We start from the raw sequence: 18363 nt of genomic DNA, 5'->3' as shown, positions 1-18363 counted from the left end.
AGGGATGTATTAGATGGCATATAGTGATGACAAGATAAATATGGTTCATGGTGCAGGTGGAGAAGTGATGCAGAGTATGATTTCTGATATTATATTGGGAAATCTTACAAAAACCAGTGTTAATGGCGGAATAGGCTTAGATGCATTGGATGACAGTGCAACAATACCTTTGGATGATGATCATGTTGTTGTAACAACAATAGATGCACACACAGTTCAACCATTATTCTTCCCTGGGGGAGATATAGGAAGAATATCTGCAGCAGGTACATTGAATGACATTTCAGTAATGGGAGTCAAACCAGTATCATTAAGCAATGCAATGGTAATAAGTGAAGGATTTGAACGTTCAGATTTAGAACAGATTATCAAATCAATGAATGCTACATGTGAAGAAGTAGGAGCAGCAATTATCACAGGAGATACCAAAGTAATAGACAGTGATAAACTTGACAGTATGATTATCACTACAGCAGGTATAGGAATTGGTAAAAAAGAAGACATAGTACGTGATTCCGGACTTGAAGTAGGAGACAAAATCATAATCACTGGAAGTGTTGGAGATCATGGAATGGCAATCATGTCAAAACGAGAAGGATTCGGATATGAAACTGAATTAAAATCCGATGTAGCACCAGTATGGGGAATGGTTGAAGCTGCTAAAGAAGTAGGTACAATCACAGCAATGAAAGATCCAACCCGTGGTGGAATTGCAAATGCACTTAATGAAATGGCTACAAAAGCTTCAGTTGGTATGTATTTGGATGAAGAAAGAATTCCTGTTAAACCTGAAGTAGAAGCAGTATCTGATATGTTGGGTATTGACCCATTTGAAGTTGCAAATGAAGGAAAAATTGTTATGGGTGTAAAAGCAGATGATGCTGAAGATATCTTACAAGCTATAAAGAAAACTAAATATGGTAAAGATGCAGAAATTATAGGTGAAGTTACTGAAGGTAAAAGAGTAATTATGGAAACCTTAATTGGTGGAGAAAGATTAATAGAACCTCCAATTGCAGATCCAGTACCAAGAGTTTGTTAAGAGGTGTAGTATGGAACATTTTGTATTAAGAACTAAAGCATTGATTATTGATGCAGTAATAGTAACATTATTTTCTATGTTAATTGACAATATACTCTATATAATATTGTCTTTTATTAATAATCAAACGCTTTTGGCATGGTATCCTACAGCAGTATTAATAGTTGTAACAATGCTTTATTTCACAATTTTTGAAGCAAAAACTAATAAAACATTAGGTAAAAAAATGACACATTTGTATGTCTCTGATGAAGAGGGATATATGTCATATAAAAAAGCATTTGTCAGGAACTTGACTAAAATATATTGGATACCATTAATCTTCGATATAATCATTGGTAAAGTATTAAACTATCCGTCAAGATTATTTGATAAATTGGCCGGAACTGATGTTTACTCAGACATTGAATTAGAAGAAGTAGAATTTGAGGAATAGAGGGGTAATTTTGTTAGATATAAAACTATTTAGGGAAGAACCAGAAACAATATTTGAATCTGAAAGAAAAAGGTTCAGAGAAACAACAAATGCTGAAAAAGTAGTAGAATATGATAATTTATGGAGAGATGGATTAAAAAGATTAAATGATTTACGTTCTGAAAAAAATAAATTATCAAAATCATTCAAACAAGCAAAAAAAGATGGAACTTTCGAAGAAGTTTTAGCAAAATCTAAAGAAGTTTCAAATGAAATAAAAGAACTCGAACCAAAAATTGATGAATACCAACAAATTCGTGATGAATATCGTTATAAAGTTGGAAACATAATTGATGAGGAAGTTCCAGTTTCTGATACAGAAGATGATAATGTAATAATTAAAAAAGAAGGTATTTTACCTTCCTTTGATTTTACACCTCTAAACCATGTTGATTTAATAGAAAAAATTGATGGTGCAGATACAGAGACTGCTGGAAGTATTGCAGGTTCTAGATTTTACTACTTAAAACAAGATATATTGTTTATGAATCTAGCATTAATACAGTTTGCATTAAATGAGTTAGTGGACAAAGGATACACACCACTTCAAACACCATTTTTCATCAAAAGTCAAGTAGCTGAGGAAACATCAGAATTAGGTGAATTCCAAGAAACTTTATACAAAGTTGAAAATGAGGATTTATATTTGATTGCTACTGCAGAACAAACATTAGCAGCACTTCACAGGGATGAAATTATAGATTCCGAAGATTTACCATTAAGATACTGCGCATTATCTACATGTTTTAGGAAAGAAGCAGGATCACATGGTAAAGATACTTTAGGTATATTCAGAGTTCACCAATTTGAAAAAGTAGAACAATTCATATATGCTACACCAGAAGAATCTTCAAATGAGCATAAAAAATTATTGGAAGTAACAGAAGATATATATAAAAAATTAGGATTACCATATCGTGTAGTGTCAATTGTATCTTCTGCTTTAAATGATAATGCTGCTATAAAATATGACCTTGAAGCATGGTTCCCTGGTTCTGAAACTTACCGTGAATTAGTATCATGTACAAATTGTAAAGATTATCAAGCTAGAAAAATTAAAACAAGAGTGGGTAAAGCAGGATCAGGAGATTCAAAAATGTTACACACATTAAACAGTACTGCAATAGCTACTGAAAGAACTATGTGTTGTATACTTGAAAACTACCAACAAGAAGATGGAAGTATTAAAATTCCTGAAGTATTAGTGCCGTATATGAATGGTAAAACAATTATTGAAGCTAAAAAATAGCTTCATTTTTTTCTTTTTTTTATAATTATTTTTTTTTTTACAGTTTATTCATTACTTTTTATACCTTACCTATGTGTTTAAATAACTTTTAATAATATAAACTACAAACATATAACATAATATAATATAATATAATAATTCATACTCATAATTTTTCAAAGTATCAATTATTCATTATTCTAGTAATTAACAAGGTGATCAATATGAAAGTAAGAGAGATCATGACTGAAGAAGTACAAGCAGGGTCAGTGCCAGGAGCAGTTCAGACAGTTTATGAAATATTTCGGGATAAAAAAGTTTCTGGAATACCTATCGTAAAAAAACAGACTGGTGAATTAGTGGGTGTTCTTACTAGATCAGATTTAATTAAAAATCCAGATGAAGACCAAATAGCAATGGTAATGACAAGAAATCCTATTACAGCATCTCCTGATGAAGATGTAGAATCTGTAGTACATAAAATGATTAACAATAACATTAGAAGAATTCCAATTACAGAAGATAATAGATTAGTGGGAATTGTTACCTCTTCAGATGTAATCAACAAAGCATTATGGCAAATAAATAATACTGAACCAGTAGAAAAATATATGGTTCGTAACATTCCTACTGTATGGGATAAGACTCCATTGGCAGTTGCATATTCAATTTCACACAATTTTGATTTTAAATCAGTTATTTCATTAAACGATGAAAGTAAAGCTTCAGGTATTCTTACAGAAACTGATTTCATTAATGAAAGTAGAATTGTTGAAGAACAGGAAGTTCATAATAGTTCAGTAAGTACTGAAGGAGATAAATGGACTTGGAATAGTCAAAGTGTAATGTACATCTTAAAAAATAAACTTAAATTCTCAGATAAATTAGTAAAAGATGTATCTGGTGATAAACTTATTTCAGTAACACGTAAAACATCAGTTAAAGAATGTGCAAACATTTTGAAAAAGAATAATATAGAACAAGTTCCAGTATTAAACATGTCTGATGAACCAATTGGTTTAATCAGAGCAAGTGATTTAATGAAAGCTATGATTGGATAAGTGGGAATTTCACTTATTTTTCTTTTTTTTTTAATTAATAAAAAATATTATTAATTTATTTACAAAATCTTCTTATGAAGCATACTTTTTACTTTTTTCTGAATACTACTTATTTTTAGGTTGTTCAGAGTTTTTTTTCTTAAAAAGAGTGTTGTTATTAATATTTATAATAAAGAATTTTGACTTTCTTTTGAAATAAAAATATAATTTAAGTACTATATGAATCAGTACTTAGATTTAAAAATTTTCTATTTTGGAATTTATACAAATTCTAATCATTTATTATTAAATTTTTTATATATTCAATAACTTTTTTAGCATCTTGATTTTTAATATCAAATTGTTTTGAATGGATATAATTAATTAGTTCTGTTTTTTCATTATCATTCAATGAAGATTTTTTAATCACGTAATTAAAAGAACGTTTAGGATAATAGGTGTCCTTAGCAATCTTCAACAATTCATTACATTGTGACTGTGAAATGATATTATCTTCAACTGCAAACTCAAAGTTATATTTCATATTTATCCAAGATTCTGACATTTGTTCATATGTTTCTGGATTAAGACTTACGGCAACATCATCATCAGAGTCTATGACTCCATTTTTATAATCTTCAAATATATTGCCTACTCCAATCATACCGAAGGGATATAATTCACATGCACGTAATGCACCCATACTGGAACCACCAACAACTGTAATATTCTGTTTCAATGCTTCAAGAATTTCTTTATGTGCTACTGCAGGGCTTTGATGAAAGACGCCATCAATGATTCCAATTATTTCGATGTCATCTCTTTTTTCAAGTAAATCATAAATGTCTCCTCGTTTAACTGGAGGTAAATATTCTGCATCAAGCATTTTCTTAGCATCTTCAAAAGATAAGGACAAACCAGTATAAATTACAACACTCATTCAATCACCTAATAATTCTTCATGTAACTTTATCAACATATCTATTGATTCTTGCTTCATGTTCTTGTTATTCCATTTTTCAATAACAAAATCCAAATCTACTTTTGTTACACCATGTACAAGATTATCTGAATGGGCAACTATTTTTTCTTCAATTGTTTCGGGAATATAATTCCGATCTGGTAAACCTAATTCTTTTGCTTCAGCAGAGGTTATACCTGCACCTATGTGACGTTCTGTGATTAAACATATTTTTTCATCAACTTCTAAATCTCTAAGTAAATCCGCACCTAAATAAGCATGTTCTATTCCATTGGTTATTGTACGTCCAACATCATGTAACATACAACCCGCCTTAATTAAATCGAGATCTACGTTGTCATAAAATTTAGTAATGTCCTTGGATCTTTCGTAAACTACTTTACAATGATCGATAATATAATCGGAACATTTTAGTTTAAGATATACTTCATCTATTAAAGTATCTATATTGCTCATAGAATACTCTCCATTAAATCAGTTAAAAATAGTAAATAAAAAGGGGATTATTTATTAACAGTATAGTAAGATTCTAAATTCTTTAAATCATCAATAATATCACTGTTGTCTTTAAATTCTAATTTTTCATTACATCTTGGACAAATGAATTGGAAATCTGTTGCTTCATCAAAAGGATATCTGCAACCATTAGGACATACGAAGAACATATTATTTTCTTCAAATTCTAATGAATCTTTTATTTCCTGATTGTGACGAGTGTATTGGTCTTCAAGAATTTGTGCTGCTTTTCTAGAATCAAATCTCCAGTAATAGGTAAACCATTGTGTTTCGGGATCTTTTTTTCTAGTATAGTTTGCCATTCCAACATCATACATTTTGTATAATATTTTTCTGACAAAGTTTAGTTTAATACCAGTAGCTTCTGCAATTTGTTCATCAGTTACTTCGGCAGTAAATAAGCAATCTAATATTTTTTCACTAGTGTCAGCATCATGTGTTACATCTGCTGCTAGTTTTTTAACATTTTGTTCATTCAAAAATTTAGAATCATAATCAAATGTATATTTAACTTTTTTTCTAGCCATTATATCTCTCTTATTTTATTTCTACAATAACTATACGAGTTTATTTCTACTTAAATTGTATTATATGTTAAATTACTGTTCTATTCATGAAAATCTGTTTGATTATAATTTAAGTACATATTATATTGAAAAAACATTTAATTTTTTATTAAATTGTTTTATATTAGTAGATAAGTAACATATATTTATGTTTCTAATATTATAAATAGTTACTTATGGATTATTACAGCAGGTATATGTTTAACACTATCTAACATTTCCACAGTAATTTCATCATAATTGGTGTTAAATGTTTCTTGCATATTGTATATTGTTTCAAAAAAATTAGTTGAATTATTCTTCTGACATTCCTCTGCAAGATTAGCCATATGAATTAATTCTTCAACACCTATTTCTACTGTTGTTGCAAGGGGTGTGGCTCCTATCTTTTTTGTGAATGCTCGTAAAATATAACCATAAATGCCTGTATTATTTTTTATTCCCTCAATAGATTGTGGTAATGTGGTAAAATACATATTTCTGAATTTATATGTTGGGTCTGTATCTATTATGATAATTTCAACATTTTTATCTGATTTTTTGTAAATTAATTCTTTAATTTTATTGGCACTTTTCTTAGGATTATTTGGAAGTAATGAAACATAATTTCCAGGAACATTACTTAAATCAACTCCTGCTTCAGCCGTAGGTTGAAGTGCGTGTTTTAATCCATATCTTTTTAAAATAAATGTCTTATGTTTATATGCCTCTTTTGGCATTTGTCTTAGATTTTTAATTGTACGTTGACTATATCCAAATAAAGGACCAAGTATGTATCCCCATAGATATCTACACCAAATTTCTGTAATTAAAATGCTGATAATATTACTGTCGTACTCACTTTCATCAACAAGATTTCCTTCTATTGTTGAAATAGGTGTTTCACTAATAAAAATAAAATCCCCATTTTGGCAGTTATTTATTATGCTGTCAATTAATCTGGAATAGCCTTCATTTGCTTTAAAATAATTACTTTCAATGGGCTTACAGTAATAGGTCATATTTATCAAAAAAATAGTTTTTATAAGGAGTTATACTTTTCCTAAAGTATCTCCTCTTAATCCTCTTCTTAATGTTTCTAGGGAAATGATTTCTTCAGGACTAACATTTCCAATGTTAACATCATTTCCAATACTTAAAATTAATTCTATTTGTTGATTTTTATTAGGTGCTTCCCACATAATTTTACTTTGATCAATATTCGCAGAGATTTTATTTAAGTCATCACTTTTAACATTACCTTTTTCATCGTATATACCAATATTTTTACCACTTTCCCTTCCTTCAATGATAACCATATCAGAACCTGAATTAATATCTTTTTCAATCAGTTCAATTCTTTTATCAATTGAATATTCATGATCTTTTTCAGGATTTTTCTTTCCAATTTCACTTAATGTATAATAACCTAAATTTTTAGCCTCTTTAATAATCTCATCTCTGTCTTCTTCAGGGATGACTGTGGAACCATCAGAAATTTCTATAGCAGTAAAACCTAATCTATCGATTTCATCAAAATATTCATCAATTTTATTTTGTTTATTGGCTAATTCAAACAATGTTCCGCCAGTATATGATTTTATGTCATAAGAAGCATATATTTCGTTTTTTTCTTTTACAATCTGATCATTGCACAATATTGAAGTACCCCAACCATATTTGATAAAGTTAAAATAATCTCCATTAACTTTTAACATATCTGCTACATGTGTTACTCCAAGTCCTTTGTCTATTACCATTGTCTTAGCGTCTAAAGTATCAAATTTATCTAAAAATTCAAATGCTCTCATATTTATCGTCCCTATTTTTTTTTTAACGGTATAGTTATAGTATGGTTTTTAATTCTTAAATATTTAAATTAATTATAAGAAATAGTGTATATTATTTAATTATATTAATATATTAAAAGTAAATTATATTATTGAAAAATTTCTAAAAAAAAGCAAGTTTATATATTTTGTACTACATAGAAATATAATAATATAAAGTTAATTATTTTATAAATAAAATAATGTTCTAAAGATTAAAAAAATTATTAATCATATAAGCTATTATTGATTGATATGTTGCTTATTAGTAAAACTACTAATTAACAATGAATATTTAAAAGAATAATTACTCAATAATAACTTATTGTTAATTAAGTTTGATATAAACTGATAATGAACATATTAATTAATTTAATAATAATTAAATTATAAAAACTGTTATTAACTATAGTGAGGGTGTTAAGTGAAATCTCTAATAAACGATAGCTTAAAAGATTCAAAAGCTAATGAGCCAGAAGTACCAGATCTTTCTAGTGCTAGTTTAGATGATATAAACAGTGAATTAGTGGATCTTATAAACCAAAGTAGGACAAAAATTTTCGTAATAGGTGCTGGTGGAGCAGGAAACAATACAATTTCAAGATTAGGTGAAATTGGAATTGAAGGAGCAGAAACAATATCCATCAACACAGATGCACAAGATTTATTCTTCTGTAAATCCAACGATAAAATTTTAATCGGAAAAGAAACTTGTAAAGGATTAGGTGCTGGTGGAGTTCCAGAAGTTGGAGAAGCTAGTGCTGAAGAAAGTGAAGAACAAATTAAAAGAAAAATTGAAGGAGCAGATATGGTATTTGTTACTTGCGGACTTGGTGGAGGAACTGGTACTGGTTCTGCACCAGTTGTAAGTAGAATTGCACAAAAAGCAGGGGCATTAACAATTGCTGTCGTAACAATGCCATTTAGTGCAGAAGGAATTAAAAGAAGAGAAAATGCTGAAAGAGGTCTTGAAAAATTACAGGAAGCAGCAGATACAGTTTTAGTAATACCTAATGATAAATTATTGGAAGTTGCACCAAGTTTACCAATTAACAAAGCATTCATGGTTTCTGATGAATTACTTGGAAGAGCTGTAAAAGGTATAACCGAATTAATTACAAAACCAGGATTAATTAGTTTAGACTTTGCAGATATTAAGAGTGTAATGGAAAACAGTGGAATGGCAATGATTGGTATGGGTGAATCTGATACTGGTGACCGTGCAATTGAATCCGTAAATGAAGCATTAAACAGCCCATTATTAGATTTAGATATATCTACAGCAAAAAGTGCACTTGTTAACATATCAGGTAGCAGTGACTTAACATTAAATGAAGCTGAAAAAATTGTACAAATTGTTGCAGATGAACTTGACCCAGATGCAAACATTATTTGGGGTACACAAATCCAAGATGATCTTGCAAGTACCGTCAGAACAACCATTGTTGTTGCTGGTGTAACTTCACCAAACATGCTTGGATCTGATGATTCATATAAATCAGAACGTAGAGGTGGGGAAGAATCAACTGGAGCTTCTCCTGAAACTGATTTAGAAGGATTTATAGATGATGTATTCTAAGTGTATCAACATTTAGAATTTCACTAATTTTCTTTTTTTCAAGTACCTTTTTTTAATAATTTTCAAACTAATTTTAATTTTTATATATCTAAAAACCAAAGCTTTATTAATACTAAAATAAATATATATATTTGATCCCTATCTTAGGTTTTAAATTTTCTCATTTTGAATTTTTAATGCAGGTAGTAATATGAATATAAATAAAGAATCAATCTATGGTTTTTTAAAACAATGTGAAAGAGTTTTAAGAGTCGCAAAAAAACCTGATACTGACGAATATAAAACTGTAGCTAAAGTTACAGGTATTGGTATTATCATTATTGGTGTAATTGGATTCATAATTGCTTTATTATCACAAGTGTTATTTTACTCTTAGATCTAAAGTTTTTAAACCATTAAGAATCAATATAAACAAGAAAAAATATTATTAATTAATATTAGTAAAATAAGATAAAAAAATCTTAAATCAATCAAGAAAGTGAAAATATGTTTTATGCAATGAGAGCAGCTATGGGACAAGAGAAAAATGTAGCTAGTTTATTAGCACAAAGTGTCAAGCATGAAGATCTTGGAATAAAAGCTATTTTATCTCCTGAAGAAATGCAAGGTTACATTTTTGTCGAATCCGAACAAGCATTAGATATGAGGCATCCTGCACTCAAAGTTCCTAATTTGAGGGGTTTAGTCGAAGGTGACATGGCTTTTGAAGAACTTAAAAAATTCTTGAATCCAGAACCTGCAATGTCCAACATTGCTAAAGGTAGTATTGTTGTATTAACAAGTGGACCATTCAAGGATGAAAAAGCTAAAGTAGTCAGAATTGATGAAACAAAAGAGGATGTTGTTCTTGAATTAATAGAAGCAGCAGTTCCTATCCCTGTTACCGTGAAGGGTGACCAAATCAGATTAATACAAAAGGAGGCTGAATAGTGGCTAGTCAAACTATTGAAATCCTAGTGGAAGGTGGAAAAGCCACACCGGGACCACCATTAGGTCCAGCTATAGGTCCATTAGGTATTAATATGATGCAAGTTGTTGAAGAAATCAACAAAAAAACTGCTGATTTCAGCGGAATGAAAGTACCAGTAAAAATCACAGCAGATATGGATACAAAAGACTTTGAAATATCTGTAGGTACTCCACCAACTACTGCATTAGTTCTTGAAGAACTAGGTATTGGTAGTGGTTCACATGAACCAGGTACAGAAGTTGCAGCTGATTTCACAGTTGAACAAGCATTTAAAGTTGCAAGAATGAAATTCGATGACTTACTTGCAAATGATTACAAACATGCAACCAAAGAAGTAATCGGTACATGTGTAAGTATGGGAATCAATGTCGAAGGTAAAGATGGCCGTGACACCCAAAAAGACATCGATAATGGTGATTATGACGCAGTATTTGATAATTACTAATCATAATCTATTCTGTAACGTATTAATTATTTAATGATATTAATCAATTACGATTAGGCTTTAAATATAAAAATTTTATACAATGTACAATTTACATTAATTATTACACGTTGAACTATGATTTTTTAATCTAGTTCTTTGGAGGAAATTGAATGACACAAGTTATTGAAGAAGCAGTGAAGAAGGTTTTAGAAGAATCAAAACCGAGAAACTTCACACAGTCTATTGATGTGGTCATAACCATCAACGATTTAGACGTAAACAAACCAGAAAACCGTTTAGATGAAGAAGTGCTTCTCCCTAATGGACGTGGAAAAGATGTTAAAATTGCATTTATTGCTGAAGGTGAATTAGCATACCAAGCTGAAAAAGCTGGTGCAGATTTAGTAATTGACAAAGAACAATTAGAAGCTTATGGAAAAAACAGAGCAGAAGCTAAAAAAATAGCAAATTCCTATGATTTCTTTGTTGCTCAATCTGACTTAATGCCAACAGTAGGTAGATTCTTAGGACCTGTTTTAGGACCAAGGAAAAAAATGCCTAAACCAATTCCAGCAAGTGCAAATCCAGAAGTAATATTAGGAAGATTAAGAAGCACAGTTAAAGTAAGAGTGAAAGACCAACCTATTATACAATCTATTGTAGGATCCGAAGATATGACTGAAGCACAAATTGCTGAAAATGTGGATGCTGTATTAGATGTTCTTGATAGAAACCTTGAAAAAGGTCAAAAACAAATCAAGGCTTTGTATATTAAAACAACAATGGGACCTGTAACGAGGGTGATCTAGATGCCACATGTTGCAGATTGGAAAAAAGAAAAAGTAGCTGAACTTGAAGAGTTAACCAATAATAATGAAATCATAGGTATTGTAAACTTAGCTGATATCCCAGCACCACAATTACAAACCATGAGAAGAACTTTAGGTGACAAAGCAATACTCAAAATGTCACGTAAAAACTTCATTAAAATTGCTTTAGCAAACTCCAACAAAGATGTTGAAGGTTTAGCAGACTACCTTGAAGGTCAACCAGCAATGGTCTTCACAGAAATGAATCCTTTCAAACTATTTAAAATCTTAGAAGATAGTAAAACGGAAGCTCCAGCAAAAGCTGGTGCTATTGCTCCAGCTGATATTGTAGTTCCAGCAGGAGATACATCTTTCCCACCAGGACCTATCCTTGGTGAATTACAACAAGCAGGAATTCCTGCAAAAATTGACAAAGGATCAATTGTAGTTCAAGAAGATGCAACTGTTGTAAAAGAAGGGGAACCAGTTCCTAAAAACGTTGCAGATGTTTTAACCAAACTTGAAATCTACCCAATGGAAGTGGGAATGGACTTACTAGCAGTTTGTGAAGGAGATACAATATATACTGCAGATGTTCTTAAAATTGATGAAGAAGAAACTCTTCAAACAATTGCAACTGCATATCAAAATGCAATTAACTTATCAGTTAATGCAGGTATAGTAAACAGTGAATCTGCTCCTATACTCATACAGAAAGCAGCCACTGAAGCTATGAACTTAGCAATCAATGCTAATATATTAACTTCTGAAACAACTGATAAAATATTATCTAAAGCATATGCTCAAATGTTAGCTGTAGCATCATTATTAAGTTCTGATGCATTAGACGATGAATTAAGTGAAAAACTTAACTCCGTACCTGCAGCAACAGAAGCACCTGCAGATAATACAGAAGAACCTGAAGAAGAAGAAGTCGAAGAAGAAGAAGACGAAGAAGAATCTGCAGCAGCAGGACTCGGAGCTTTATTCGGATAGACTCAAGGTACTAGTAAACTAAGGAAAATTACAAATCTTAATAGCAAATTGAGATTTACTTTATAAAGATTTAAAAAGAAAAAAATCGATTGTAATTATTTACAATAAAAAATATATATTAAAATTAAAAGGTGTATTAACATGGAATACGTATACGCAGCATTATTATTAAACGCAGCAGAAAAAGAAATTAACGAAGAAAACGTAGCAGCTATCTTATCAGCAGCTGGAATTGACGCAGACGATGCAAGAGTAAAAGCTTTAATTGCATCATTAGAAGATGTAGATATTGAAGAAGCAATCGCAACAGCAGCTGTAGCAGCACCTGCAGCAGGAGCAGCAGCACCTGCAGCAGCAGAAGCAGCAGAAGAAGAACCTGAAGAAGAAGAGGAAGAAGAAGAAGCAGAAGAAGAAGCAGCAGCAGCTGGTTTAGGTGCTTTATTCGGATAAGTAACTTATCCAACCTTTCTTTTTTATCTTTTATTAAACTCCAAAAAAAGCTATTTCTAAAAATATTTTTCAATGATTTTTATTTACTTCTTATCTAACTGAATACTTTTTTATACTATTTTAAACATAAATTTAATCATAATGAATTATTAATTTATAACTTAATCATTAATTATTAATATAAACATTTTACAGTGAGTAATTTATGACTTTTGAATTAGAAGACTTAGGTTTTAAAAAGCAAGTTTGTAGTAAATGTGGACAAACCTTTTGGTCTATTAAAGAAAGATCAACTTGTGGAGATGCTCCATGTGATGAATACGAATTCATAGGTAATCCGGTTACAAACAAACAATTTGATTTAATGGGTATTCAAAAACAATTTAGGGAATTTTTCAAAAATAACAATCACACCCCTATAGATAGATACCCAGTTCTAGCAAAAAGATGGAGAAATGATGTATTTTTAGTAGGTGCATCAATTTATGATTTCCAACCATGGGTAACCAGTGGAATGGTAAGACCTCCAGCAAATCCTCTTACAATTGCACAACCATCAATTAGATTAAACGATGTTGACAATGTTGGAAGATCAGGAAGACACATGACCTGTTTTACTATGGGAGCACACCATGCATTCAACTCAGATGACAATCCGGTATACTGGAAAGACCAAACCTTAAGGTACTGTTTTGAATTCTTAGTAAGCATAGGAATAAACCCTGAAGAAATATCATACATTGAATCTTGGTGGAAAGGTGGAGGAAATGAAGGACCCTCCTATGAAATATGTGCTCATGGGGTAGAACTAGCAACATTGGTATTTATCCAATATGCAACAACAAAAGAGGGACTAAAGGAAATTCCATTAAGAATTGTAGATACAGGATATGGTTTGGAACGTATTGCATGGGTAAGCCAGGGAACACCAACTGCATATGATGCAACATTTGGACCAGTAATAGACAAACTCACAGACCTTAGTGGAGTGGAACTGGACACAGAAATTCTATCAGAAAATGCAAGAATTGCTGGAATGATGGATTTAGAAGATATTTCAGACTTAAAACTTTTACGTAAAAAAGTAGCAGAAAAATTATCATTAGATCCTGAAGTATTAAAAGAAGCAACAGCTCCAATGGAAGCAATATATATTGTAGCAGATCATACACGATGTTTAAGCTTCATGTTAGCAGATGGAATAATACCATCAAATGTTAAAGAAGGATACCTTGCAAGATTAGTTCTAAGAAGAACAGTTAAATACATGAATGAATTAGGACTAAAAGAATCATTATCTGACATTATGAAAATACAATTGGATTTCCTTAGCCAAACATATCCGGAAATCAAAGATAATGCAGCACATATTCTAAACATTACTGATTTAGAAGAAGAAAGGTATCATACAACATTAACCAAAGGTAAAAATCTCGTTAAACGTTCCATAGACAAACTCAAAAAAGACAATATCAATTCATTCCCAACAGATATGCTTATTAACTTCTATGATTCCAATGGAATACCTCCTGAAACAGTAGAAAGCATATGTAAAGACTATGACTTTGATGCAAATATACCTGATAACTTCTACACTCAAATAGCAGCAGCACATGAAGAAGAAGATGAAGAAGAAGTAGAACCATTAGAACTTGATTATCCTCAAACATACTTAGCGTTCTATGATGATTTAACTCAAAGAGAATTCACAGCAAAAGTTTTAGGAGTTGAAGATTCAAACAAAATAATCTTGGATCAAACAATATACTATCCTGAAGGTGGAGGTCAACCATCAGATGAAGGTACATTAACAAGAGCTGATGGAACTATACTCAACATTGAATATGCTGAAAAAGTTGATGGAGTAGTCTTACACCACGTAGCTAAAGAAGATATTGAAAAACTTGATGGAATTGTTGGTGAAGAAGTTAGTGGAGCAATAGATGCTTTAAGAAGAGATTTATTAACAAGTAACCATTCAGCAACTCACTTAATCATTGCTTCAGCAAGAAAAGTATTGGGAAAACACATTTGGCAAGCAGGTTCACAAAACGGAATAGAAAAAACAAGAATCGACCTTTCACACTACAAACGTATCACAGTCGATGACCTTAAGGAAATTGAAAAACTAGCAAATGAATACGTAAAACAAAACCTCCCAGTAAACATACAATGGTATGACAGAACAGATGCAGAAGTAAAATATGGATTCAAATTATACCAGGGGGGTATAGTGCCTGGTAAAGATATAAGAGTAGTTGAAATACCTGGAGTAGATGTGGAAGCATGTGCAGGTACACACGTACAGACTACAGGGGATGTTGGAATCATCAAAGTACTCAGAACAGAAAGAGTGCAGGATGGTGTTGAACGTATAGAATATGCAGTTGCAGATTCAGCAATCAATAAAATCCAAGAAATTGATGATATCTTAAGAGAAAGTAGTGAAGTGTTTGGAGTAGATGCAGATCAATTACCAAAAACATGTAACAGATTCTTTAATGAATGGAAAGAACAGCAGAAAACAATTAAAGCACTTGAAAAACAGTTAGCTGAAGCAAAAATAGCCTCATTACAAGATAATGTTGAAGAAGTAAACGGTTACAGATTATTAACACAGATATTGGATGCTGATGCCGGACAATTAAGAGGTATTGCAACAAACTTGGTTGAAAAAGATCAGGTAGCTGATATTGCTATAGTAATTAACAGTGATGGTAATATTGTAGCATGTGCAAATGATGCTGTTGTTGGTCAAGGTCTTAAAATGGGGGATGCTATAAAAACCATTGGAGAATTCCTTGGTGGTCGTGGTGGAGGAAAACCAAACCTCGCACAAGGTGCCGGAATGACTCAACTGGATAAACAAGATGAAGCATTCCAAGCAATTAAGGATATAATTAATGGTTGGTAAATAATTTTACTAATTATTCTTTTTTTTTATTATTTTTAATTATATAACAAGTTTTTTATCAGATTTTTATAAGTTGTATTGTAGCTTAATGTATTTTTGTTGCCAACTATAATAAGTTTTCTTTTTGCTCTGGTTATAGCGACATTTAATCTCCTTAAATCATTTAAAAATCCTATTTCTCCATTATTATTGCTTCTAACAGTAGAAATTATAATTATTTCCTTTTCTCTTCCCTGAAAACCGTCAACACTTTTAACTTCAATGGATGTTTTTTCTGATATTAATTTAACCTGATCTGCATAAGGACTGATAATTCCTATTTGGTTTTCTTTAACACCTTTTTTAATATAATCTTCTGTAAGTTCAAGACATATTCTTGCTTCAAGTTTATTGACAAATGATTTGGAATCATTTAGATGTTCCTCAGCGTTATTATCCATCATGGAGGTATCAATAAAATTCATGACCTTATCGTCATCATCTATGATATCGTTTAATGTGATGTTTTTAATTGCTTCATCACTTTCGAGCATATTTCCATAAAACGCAGCATTGGGGAATTGCATTAGTTTTTCATTCATACGATACTGAACATTAAGTAGTTGAGATTTATGTGGATACTTTTCTATCAATGATTCAAATAATGTTTCTTCCAATTCATAAGCTTTATCACTAAGTATTGTTGGAGGAAGTTGTTTATGGTCTCCGGCCAGAATAAATCTATGGGCTTTTGCAATTGGTATTAAAACACTAGGTATTGTTGTTTGGGATGCTTCATCAATTATTGCAACATCAAACTTGGTGTTTGCAATACTATCTAATGCTGCAGAGGAATTTGTAGAGATGATAACATCACTTTCTTCAATTATTTCATTAATGATTTTATTTTCAAGCTTTTTAACTTTATCATAGTATTCATTGATTTTGCTGTTATAATCAAGCCATCTTGCCATTGACTGTATTGTTTTTGCATCAACGCCTCTGCTACTTTTATTTCGTGAAGCATATTGTTTAATCTGGTTATCTGTCATGCCTCTCCTATAGTTTTGGCTAGGTTTCGTAAAATATTTTCTTTCTTCCACATATTCGTCTATAACATTATAGTAACTTTCAAGATTTGCACCTAAGTTATGGTTTTGAACTTTATATGCAAGTGTATAAGTTATGTTTTCCTTTGAAACTCTTTGTGGATGGCCTAATCTTGTTACTTTAATTTTCTTATTATTAGTAATCCTTTCAAGTAAATTATCGACAGCAGCATTACTTTCGGCTGTTGCCAATACTTTATGGTTTTGTCTGATTTCCTGAAATATCAGTTCTACAAGTGTTCTTGTTTTGCCTGTACCAAACGGTCCATGAATTAGGAAGAAATCGGGAGTTGATAAACTTTCTTTTACAGCTATTTTTTGTGAATCATTTATTGATTCATCAATGTATTCCAGGTACACATTATTATTTTTTTTAGGATTTTTTAAATTCAAATGATATTCCAGTGCATTCTGACCTTTGTTTGATAGATTTTTTAAGTTATCTTCCATTCTTCTAAAAGTTATATCATTAACATATAAATCTAATCTAACTTTCTTTTTCAACGCCCAACGAGGAATTTTTGAATCGAATGCAAGTTTTATGTATTTGTTTCCTTTTTCTGTGACAGTACCAGTTAATTGACTACTAAGTGGATTTCCATTGCTAACCAGAACTACATCCCCGATATTTATTTCCGTATTTATTGCTTTGGACCTACCGTATTGTACAATTGTTTCTCCCAATTCTTTGCCTAGTTTTTTACCTTTCATACCATCGATTGCTCTGCCAACTCTTTCTCTTTCGATGGAAGACATTTTTTTTATTTCGTTAATCATTAAATTAATTTCTTCTTCTCTTTCATAGTTAATTAATTCGACTAATTTTTCAATGTATTTTTTCATATTAAAACCCGATATAATGTAGTCATTTAATTATAATTTATTAAAAATAATAGTTGTTTATGAAAATAAATTACTTTTCTTAAAGGTAATGGTTAGTTCACCTTTTTCATTTTCATTCCATTGAACAATATCTCCTTCCTCTAATTTATATTCTTCAACGTATTTTGTTGGTATCATTGTTCGATAATTTTGGTCAAGCCTTGTTTCTATTTTCATTTGGCATCACTTCTTTGTACTATTTTATTCTTTCTATTTTTTATTTTAAATTGATTATGAAAAATATTAAAAGCCAGTAATTTACATTAAAAAAAAAGATGTGTGTTTGGTTTATAAAAAATTTAAAAAAATAAGTAAATGATTATCTGTTAATTATATGCGTGTTCTGCTAAATATAATGTGTATATCATTATGAATAGTACTATGAAAACACTCATGTTGCTTGTTATTATGTCATTCATTTTAATACCCCTATAGTATAAGTAGTATACCTATACCCCTATGGGTATATTAGTATATTTTAGTATTTAAACTTTTAATATAATTAGGTTAAAAAACATTACATTTATCAATTTTCATTGAAAAACAGAATTATGATTGATAAAAATCTAAATAATATCTTCTTAGATAATA

At 30.6% G+C, this 18363-nt stretch carries 19 protein-coding genes; 12 read left to right on the top strand and 7 right to left on the bottom strand.

From position 1 onward, the window contains the following. Positions 1–13: 13 nt before the first annotated feature. The 4 genes from hypE to QZZ11_RS01735 all read left to right on the top strand — a co-directional run bounded on the left by hypE (position 14) and on the right by QZZ11_RS01735 (position 3806). A complete protein-coding gene (gene hypE, locus QZZ11_RS01750) occupies positions 14–1042 on the top strand; it encodes a hydrogenase expression/formation protein HypE (RefSeq protein ID WP_292472990.1) in 1029 nt (342 codons plus the stop codon). A gap of 10 nt (positions 1043–1052) precedes the next feature. Beyond that, positions 1053–1478, top strand: a complete 426-nt coding sequence (locus QZZ11_RS01745; RefSeq protein ID WP_292472988.1) for an RDD family protein — start codon at positions 1053–1055, stop codon at positions 1476–1478. Between the two features lie 10 nt (positions 1479–1488). Beyond that, positions 1489–2766, top strand: a complete 1278-nt coding sequence (serS, locus tag QZZ11_RS01740) for a serine--tRNA ligase (protein ID WP_292472987.1) — start codon at positions 1489–1491, stop codon at positions 2764–2766. A 203-nt stretch (positions 2767–2969) separates the two neighbouring features. Beyond that, entirely contained in the window at positions 2970–3806 is an 837-nt protein-coding gene (locus tag QZZ11_RS01735) for a CBS domain-containing protein (RefSeq protein ID WP_292472985.1), read from the top strand. Positions 3807–4077: 271 nt separating this feature from the next. Here the strand turns inward: QZZ11_RS01735 and QZZ11_RS01730 are convergent, their stop codons facing one another. From QZZ11_RS01730 to comA, 5 genes are all read right to left on the bottom strand, one after another. Then, a complete protein-coding gene (locus QZZ11_RS01730) occupies positions 4078–4725 on the bottom strand; it encodes a TfuA-related McrA-glycine thioamidation protein (RefSeq protein ID WP_292472983.1) in 648 nt (215 codons plus the stop codon). Further along, positions 4726–5223, bottom strand: a complete 498-nt coding sequence (locus QZZ11_RS01725; RefSeq protein WP_292472981.1) for a TIGR00295 family protein — start codon at positions 5221–5223, stop codon at positions 4726–4728. It abuts the gene before it with no gap. A gap of 47 nt (positions 5224–5270) precedes the next feature. After that, complete coding sequence (tfe, locus tag QZZ11_RS01720) at positions 5271–5810, bottom strand: transcription factor E (protein ID WP_292472979.1); 540 nt, start codon at positions 5808–5810, stop codon at positions 5271–5273. Between the two features lie 209 nt (positions 5811–6019). Beyond that, positions 6020–6850 (bottom strand): coenzyme F420-0:L-glutamate ligase, encoded by an 831-nt coding sequence (locus tag QZZ11_RS01715; protein WP_292472977.1) that lies wholly within the window; start codon positions 6848–6850, stop codon positions 6020–6022. 30 nt (positions 6851–6880) lie between these two features. After that, entirely contained in the window at positions 6881–7639 is a 759-nt protein-coding gene (gene comA, locus QZZ11_RS01710) for a phosphosulfolactate synthase (RefSeq protein ID WP_292472974.1), read from the bottom strand. A gap of 442 nt (positions 7640–8081) precedes the next feature. Here comA and ftsZ point away from each other — a divergent pair, with 442 nt between their 5' ends. From ftsZ to alaS, 8 genes are all read left to right on the top strand, one after another. Then, positions 8082–9236 carry a cell division protein FtsZ gene (ftsZ, locus tag QZZ11_RS01705; RefSeq protein WP_292472972.1) on the top strand — a complete coding sequence of 385 codons (1155 nt, stop codon included), beginning with the start codon at positions 8082–8084 and terminating at the stop codon, positions 9234–9236. Between the two features lie 190 nt (positions 9237–9426). Then, a complete protein-coding gene (locus QZZ11_RS01700) occupies positions 9427–9612 on the top strand; it encodes a protein translocase SEC61 complex subunit gamma (RefSeq protein ID WP_292472970.1) in 186 nt (61 codons plus the stop codon). 110 nt (positions 9613–9722) lie between these two features. Continuing rightward, positions 9723–10166, top strand: coding sequence for a transcription elongation factor Spt5 (locus QZZ11_RS01695; protein ID WP_292472967.1), 444 nt, complete (start codon positions 9723–9725; stop codon positions 10164–10166). Further along, the gene (locus QZZ11_RS01690; RefSeq protein WP_292472965.1) at positions 10166–10651 is read left to right on the top strand and encodes a 50S ribosomal protein L11; all 486 of its coding nucleotides are present in this window, start codon (positions 10166–10168) and stop codon (positions 10649–10651) included. The genes QZZ11_RS01695 and QZZ11_RS01690 overlap by 1 nt, the downstream gene beginning before the upstream one ends. Positions 10652–10803: 152 nt before the next feature. Next, positions 10804–11442, top strand: a complete 639-nt coding sequence (locus tag QZZ11_RS01685) for a 50S ribosomal protein L1 (protein WP_292472963.1) — start codon at positions 10804–10806, stop codon at positions 11440–11442. Then, complete coding sequence (locus QZZ11_RS01680; protein ID WP_292472960.1) at positions 11443–12438, top strand: 50S ribosomal protein L10; 996 nt, start codon at positions 11443–11445, stop codon at positions 12436–12438. Positions 12439–12579: 141 nt separating this feature from the next. Further along, positions 12580–12888: a 50S ribosomal protein P1 gene (gene rpl12p, locus QZZ11_RS01675; protein ID WP_292472958.1), complete on the top strand. Its 309-nt coding sequence runs from the start codon at positions 12580–12582 to the stop codon at positions 12886–12888. Between the two features lie 205 nt (positions 12889–13093). Continuing rightward, positions 13094–15802, top strand: a complete 2709-nt coding sequence (gene alaS / locus QZZ11_RS01670; RefSeq protein WP_292472957.1) for an alanine--tRNA ligase — start codon at positions 13094–13096, stop codon at positions 15800–15802. A 35-nt stretch (positions 15803–15837) separates the two neighbouring features. On the opposite strand, the gene QZZ11_RS01665 is transcribed toward alaS, so the two are convergent. Beyond that, the gene (locus tag QZZ11_RS01665; RefSeq protein ID WP_292472955.1) at positions 15838–17733 is read right to left on the bottom strand and encodes an IGHMBP2 family helicase; all 1896 of its coding nucleotides are present in this window, start codon (positions 17731–17733) and stop codon (positions 15838–15840) included. Positions 17734–17790: 57 nt separating this feature from the next. Further along, positions 17791–17949 (bottom strand): hypothetical protein, encoded by a 159-nt coding sequence (locus QZZ11_RS01660; protein WP_292472953.1) that lies wholly within the window; start codon positions 17947–17949, stop codon positions 17791–17793. Positions 17950–18363 lie beyond the last annotated feature (414 nt).

The sequence above is a fragment of the Methanosphaera sp. genome, from assembly GCF_016282985.1.
Lineage (GTDB): Archaea > Methanobacteriota > Methanobacteria > Methanobacteriales > Methanobacteriaceae > Methanosphaera.
The sequence above is the reverse complement of the archived record's forward strand: the minus strand, read 5'-3'. Positions and strand labels throughout refer to the sequence as shown.

Excerpts from the sequence above, each read along its gene's own strand:
- hypE (WP_292472990.1), top strand. The coding sequence starts at position 14 with ATGGCATATAGTGATGACAAGATAAATATGGTTCATGGTGCAGGTGGA.
- QZZ11_RS01745 (WP_292472988.1), top strand. The coding sequence starts at position 1,053 with ATGGAACATTTTGTATTAAGAACTAAAGCATTGATTATTGATGCAGTA.
- QZZ11_RS01735 (WP_292472985.1), top strand. The coding sequence starts at position 2,970 with ATGAAAGTAAGAGAGATCATGACTGAAGAAGTACAAGCAGGGTCAGTG.
- QZZ11_RS01730 (WP_292472983.1), bottom strand. The coding sequence starts at position 4,725 with ATGAGTGTTGTAATTTATACTGGTTTGTCCTTATCTTTTGAAGATGCT.
- QZZ11_RS01725 (WP_292472981.1), bottom strand. The coding sequence starts at position 5,223 with ATGAGCAATATAGATACTTTAATAGATGAAGTATATCTTAAACTAAAA.
- tfe (WP_292472979.1), bottom strand. The coding sequence starts at position 5,810 with ATGGCTAGAAAAAAAGTTAAATATACATTTGATTATGATTCTAAATTT.
- QZZ11_RS01715 (WP_292472977.1), bottom strand. The coding sequence starts at position 6,850 with ATGACCTATTACTGTAAGCCCATTGAAAGTAATTATTTTAAAGCAAAT.
- comA (WP_292472974.1), bottom strand. The coding sequence starts at position 7,639 with ATGAGAGCATTTGAATTTTTAGATAAATTTGATACTTTAGACGCTAAG.
- QZZ11_RS01700 (WP_292472970.1), top strand. The coding sequence starts at position 9,427 with ATGAATATAAATAAAGAATCAATCTATGGTTTTTTAAAACAATGTGAA.
- QZZ11_RS01695 (WP_292472967.1), top strand. The coding sequence starts at position 9,723 with ATGTTTTATGCAATGAGAGCAGCTATGGGACAAGAGAAAAATGTAGCT.
- QZZ11_RS01685 (WP_292472963.1), top strand. The coding sequence starts at position 10,804 with ATGACACAAGTTATTGAAGAAGCAGTGAAGAAGGTTTTAGAAGAATCA.
- QZZ11_RS01680 (WP_292472960.1), top strand. The coding sequence starts at position 11,443 with ATGCCACATGTTGCAGATTGGAAAAAAGAAAAAGTAGCTGAACTTGAA.
- rpl12p (WP_292472958.1), top strand. The coding sequence starts at position 12,580 with ATGGAATACGTATACGCAGCATTATTATTAAACGCAGCAGAAAAAGAA.
- alaS (WP_292472957.1), top strand. The coding sequence starts at position 13,094 with ATGACTTTTGAATTAGAAGACTTAGGTTTTAAAAAGCAAGTTTGTAGT.
- QZZ11_RS01665 (WP_292472955.1), bottom strand. The coding sequence starts at position 17,733 with ATGAAAAAATACATTGAAAAATTAGTCGAATTAATTAACTATGAAAGA.
- QZZ11_RS01660 (WP_292472953.1), bottom strand. The coding sequence starts at position 17,949 with ATGAAAATAGAAACAAGGCTTGACCAAAATTATCGAACAATGATACCA.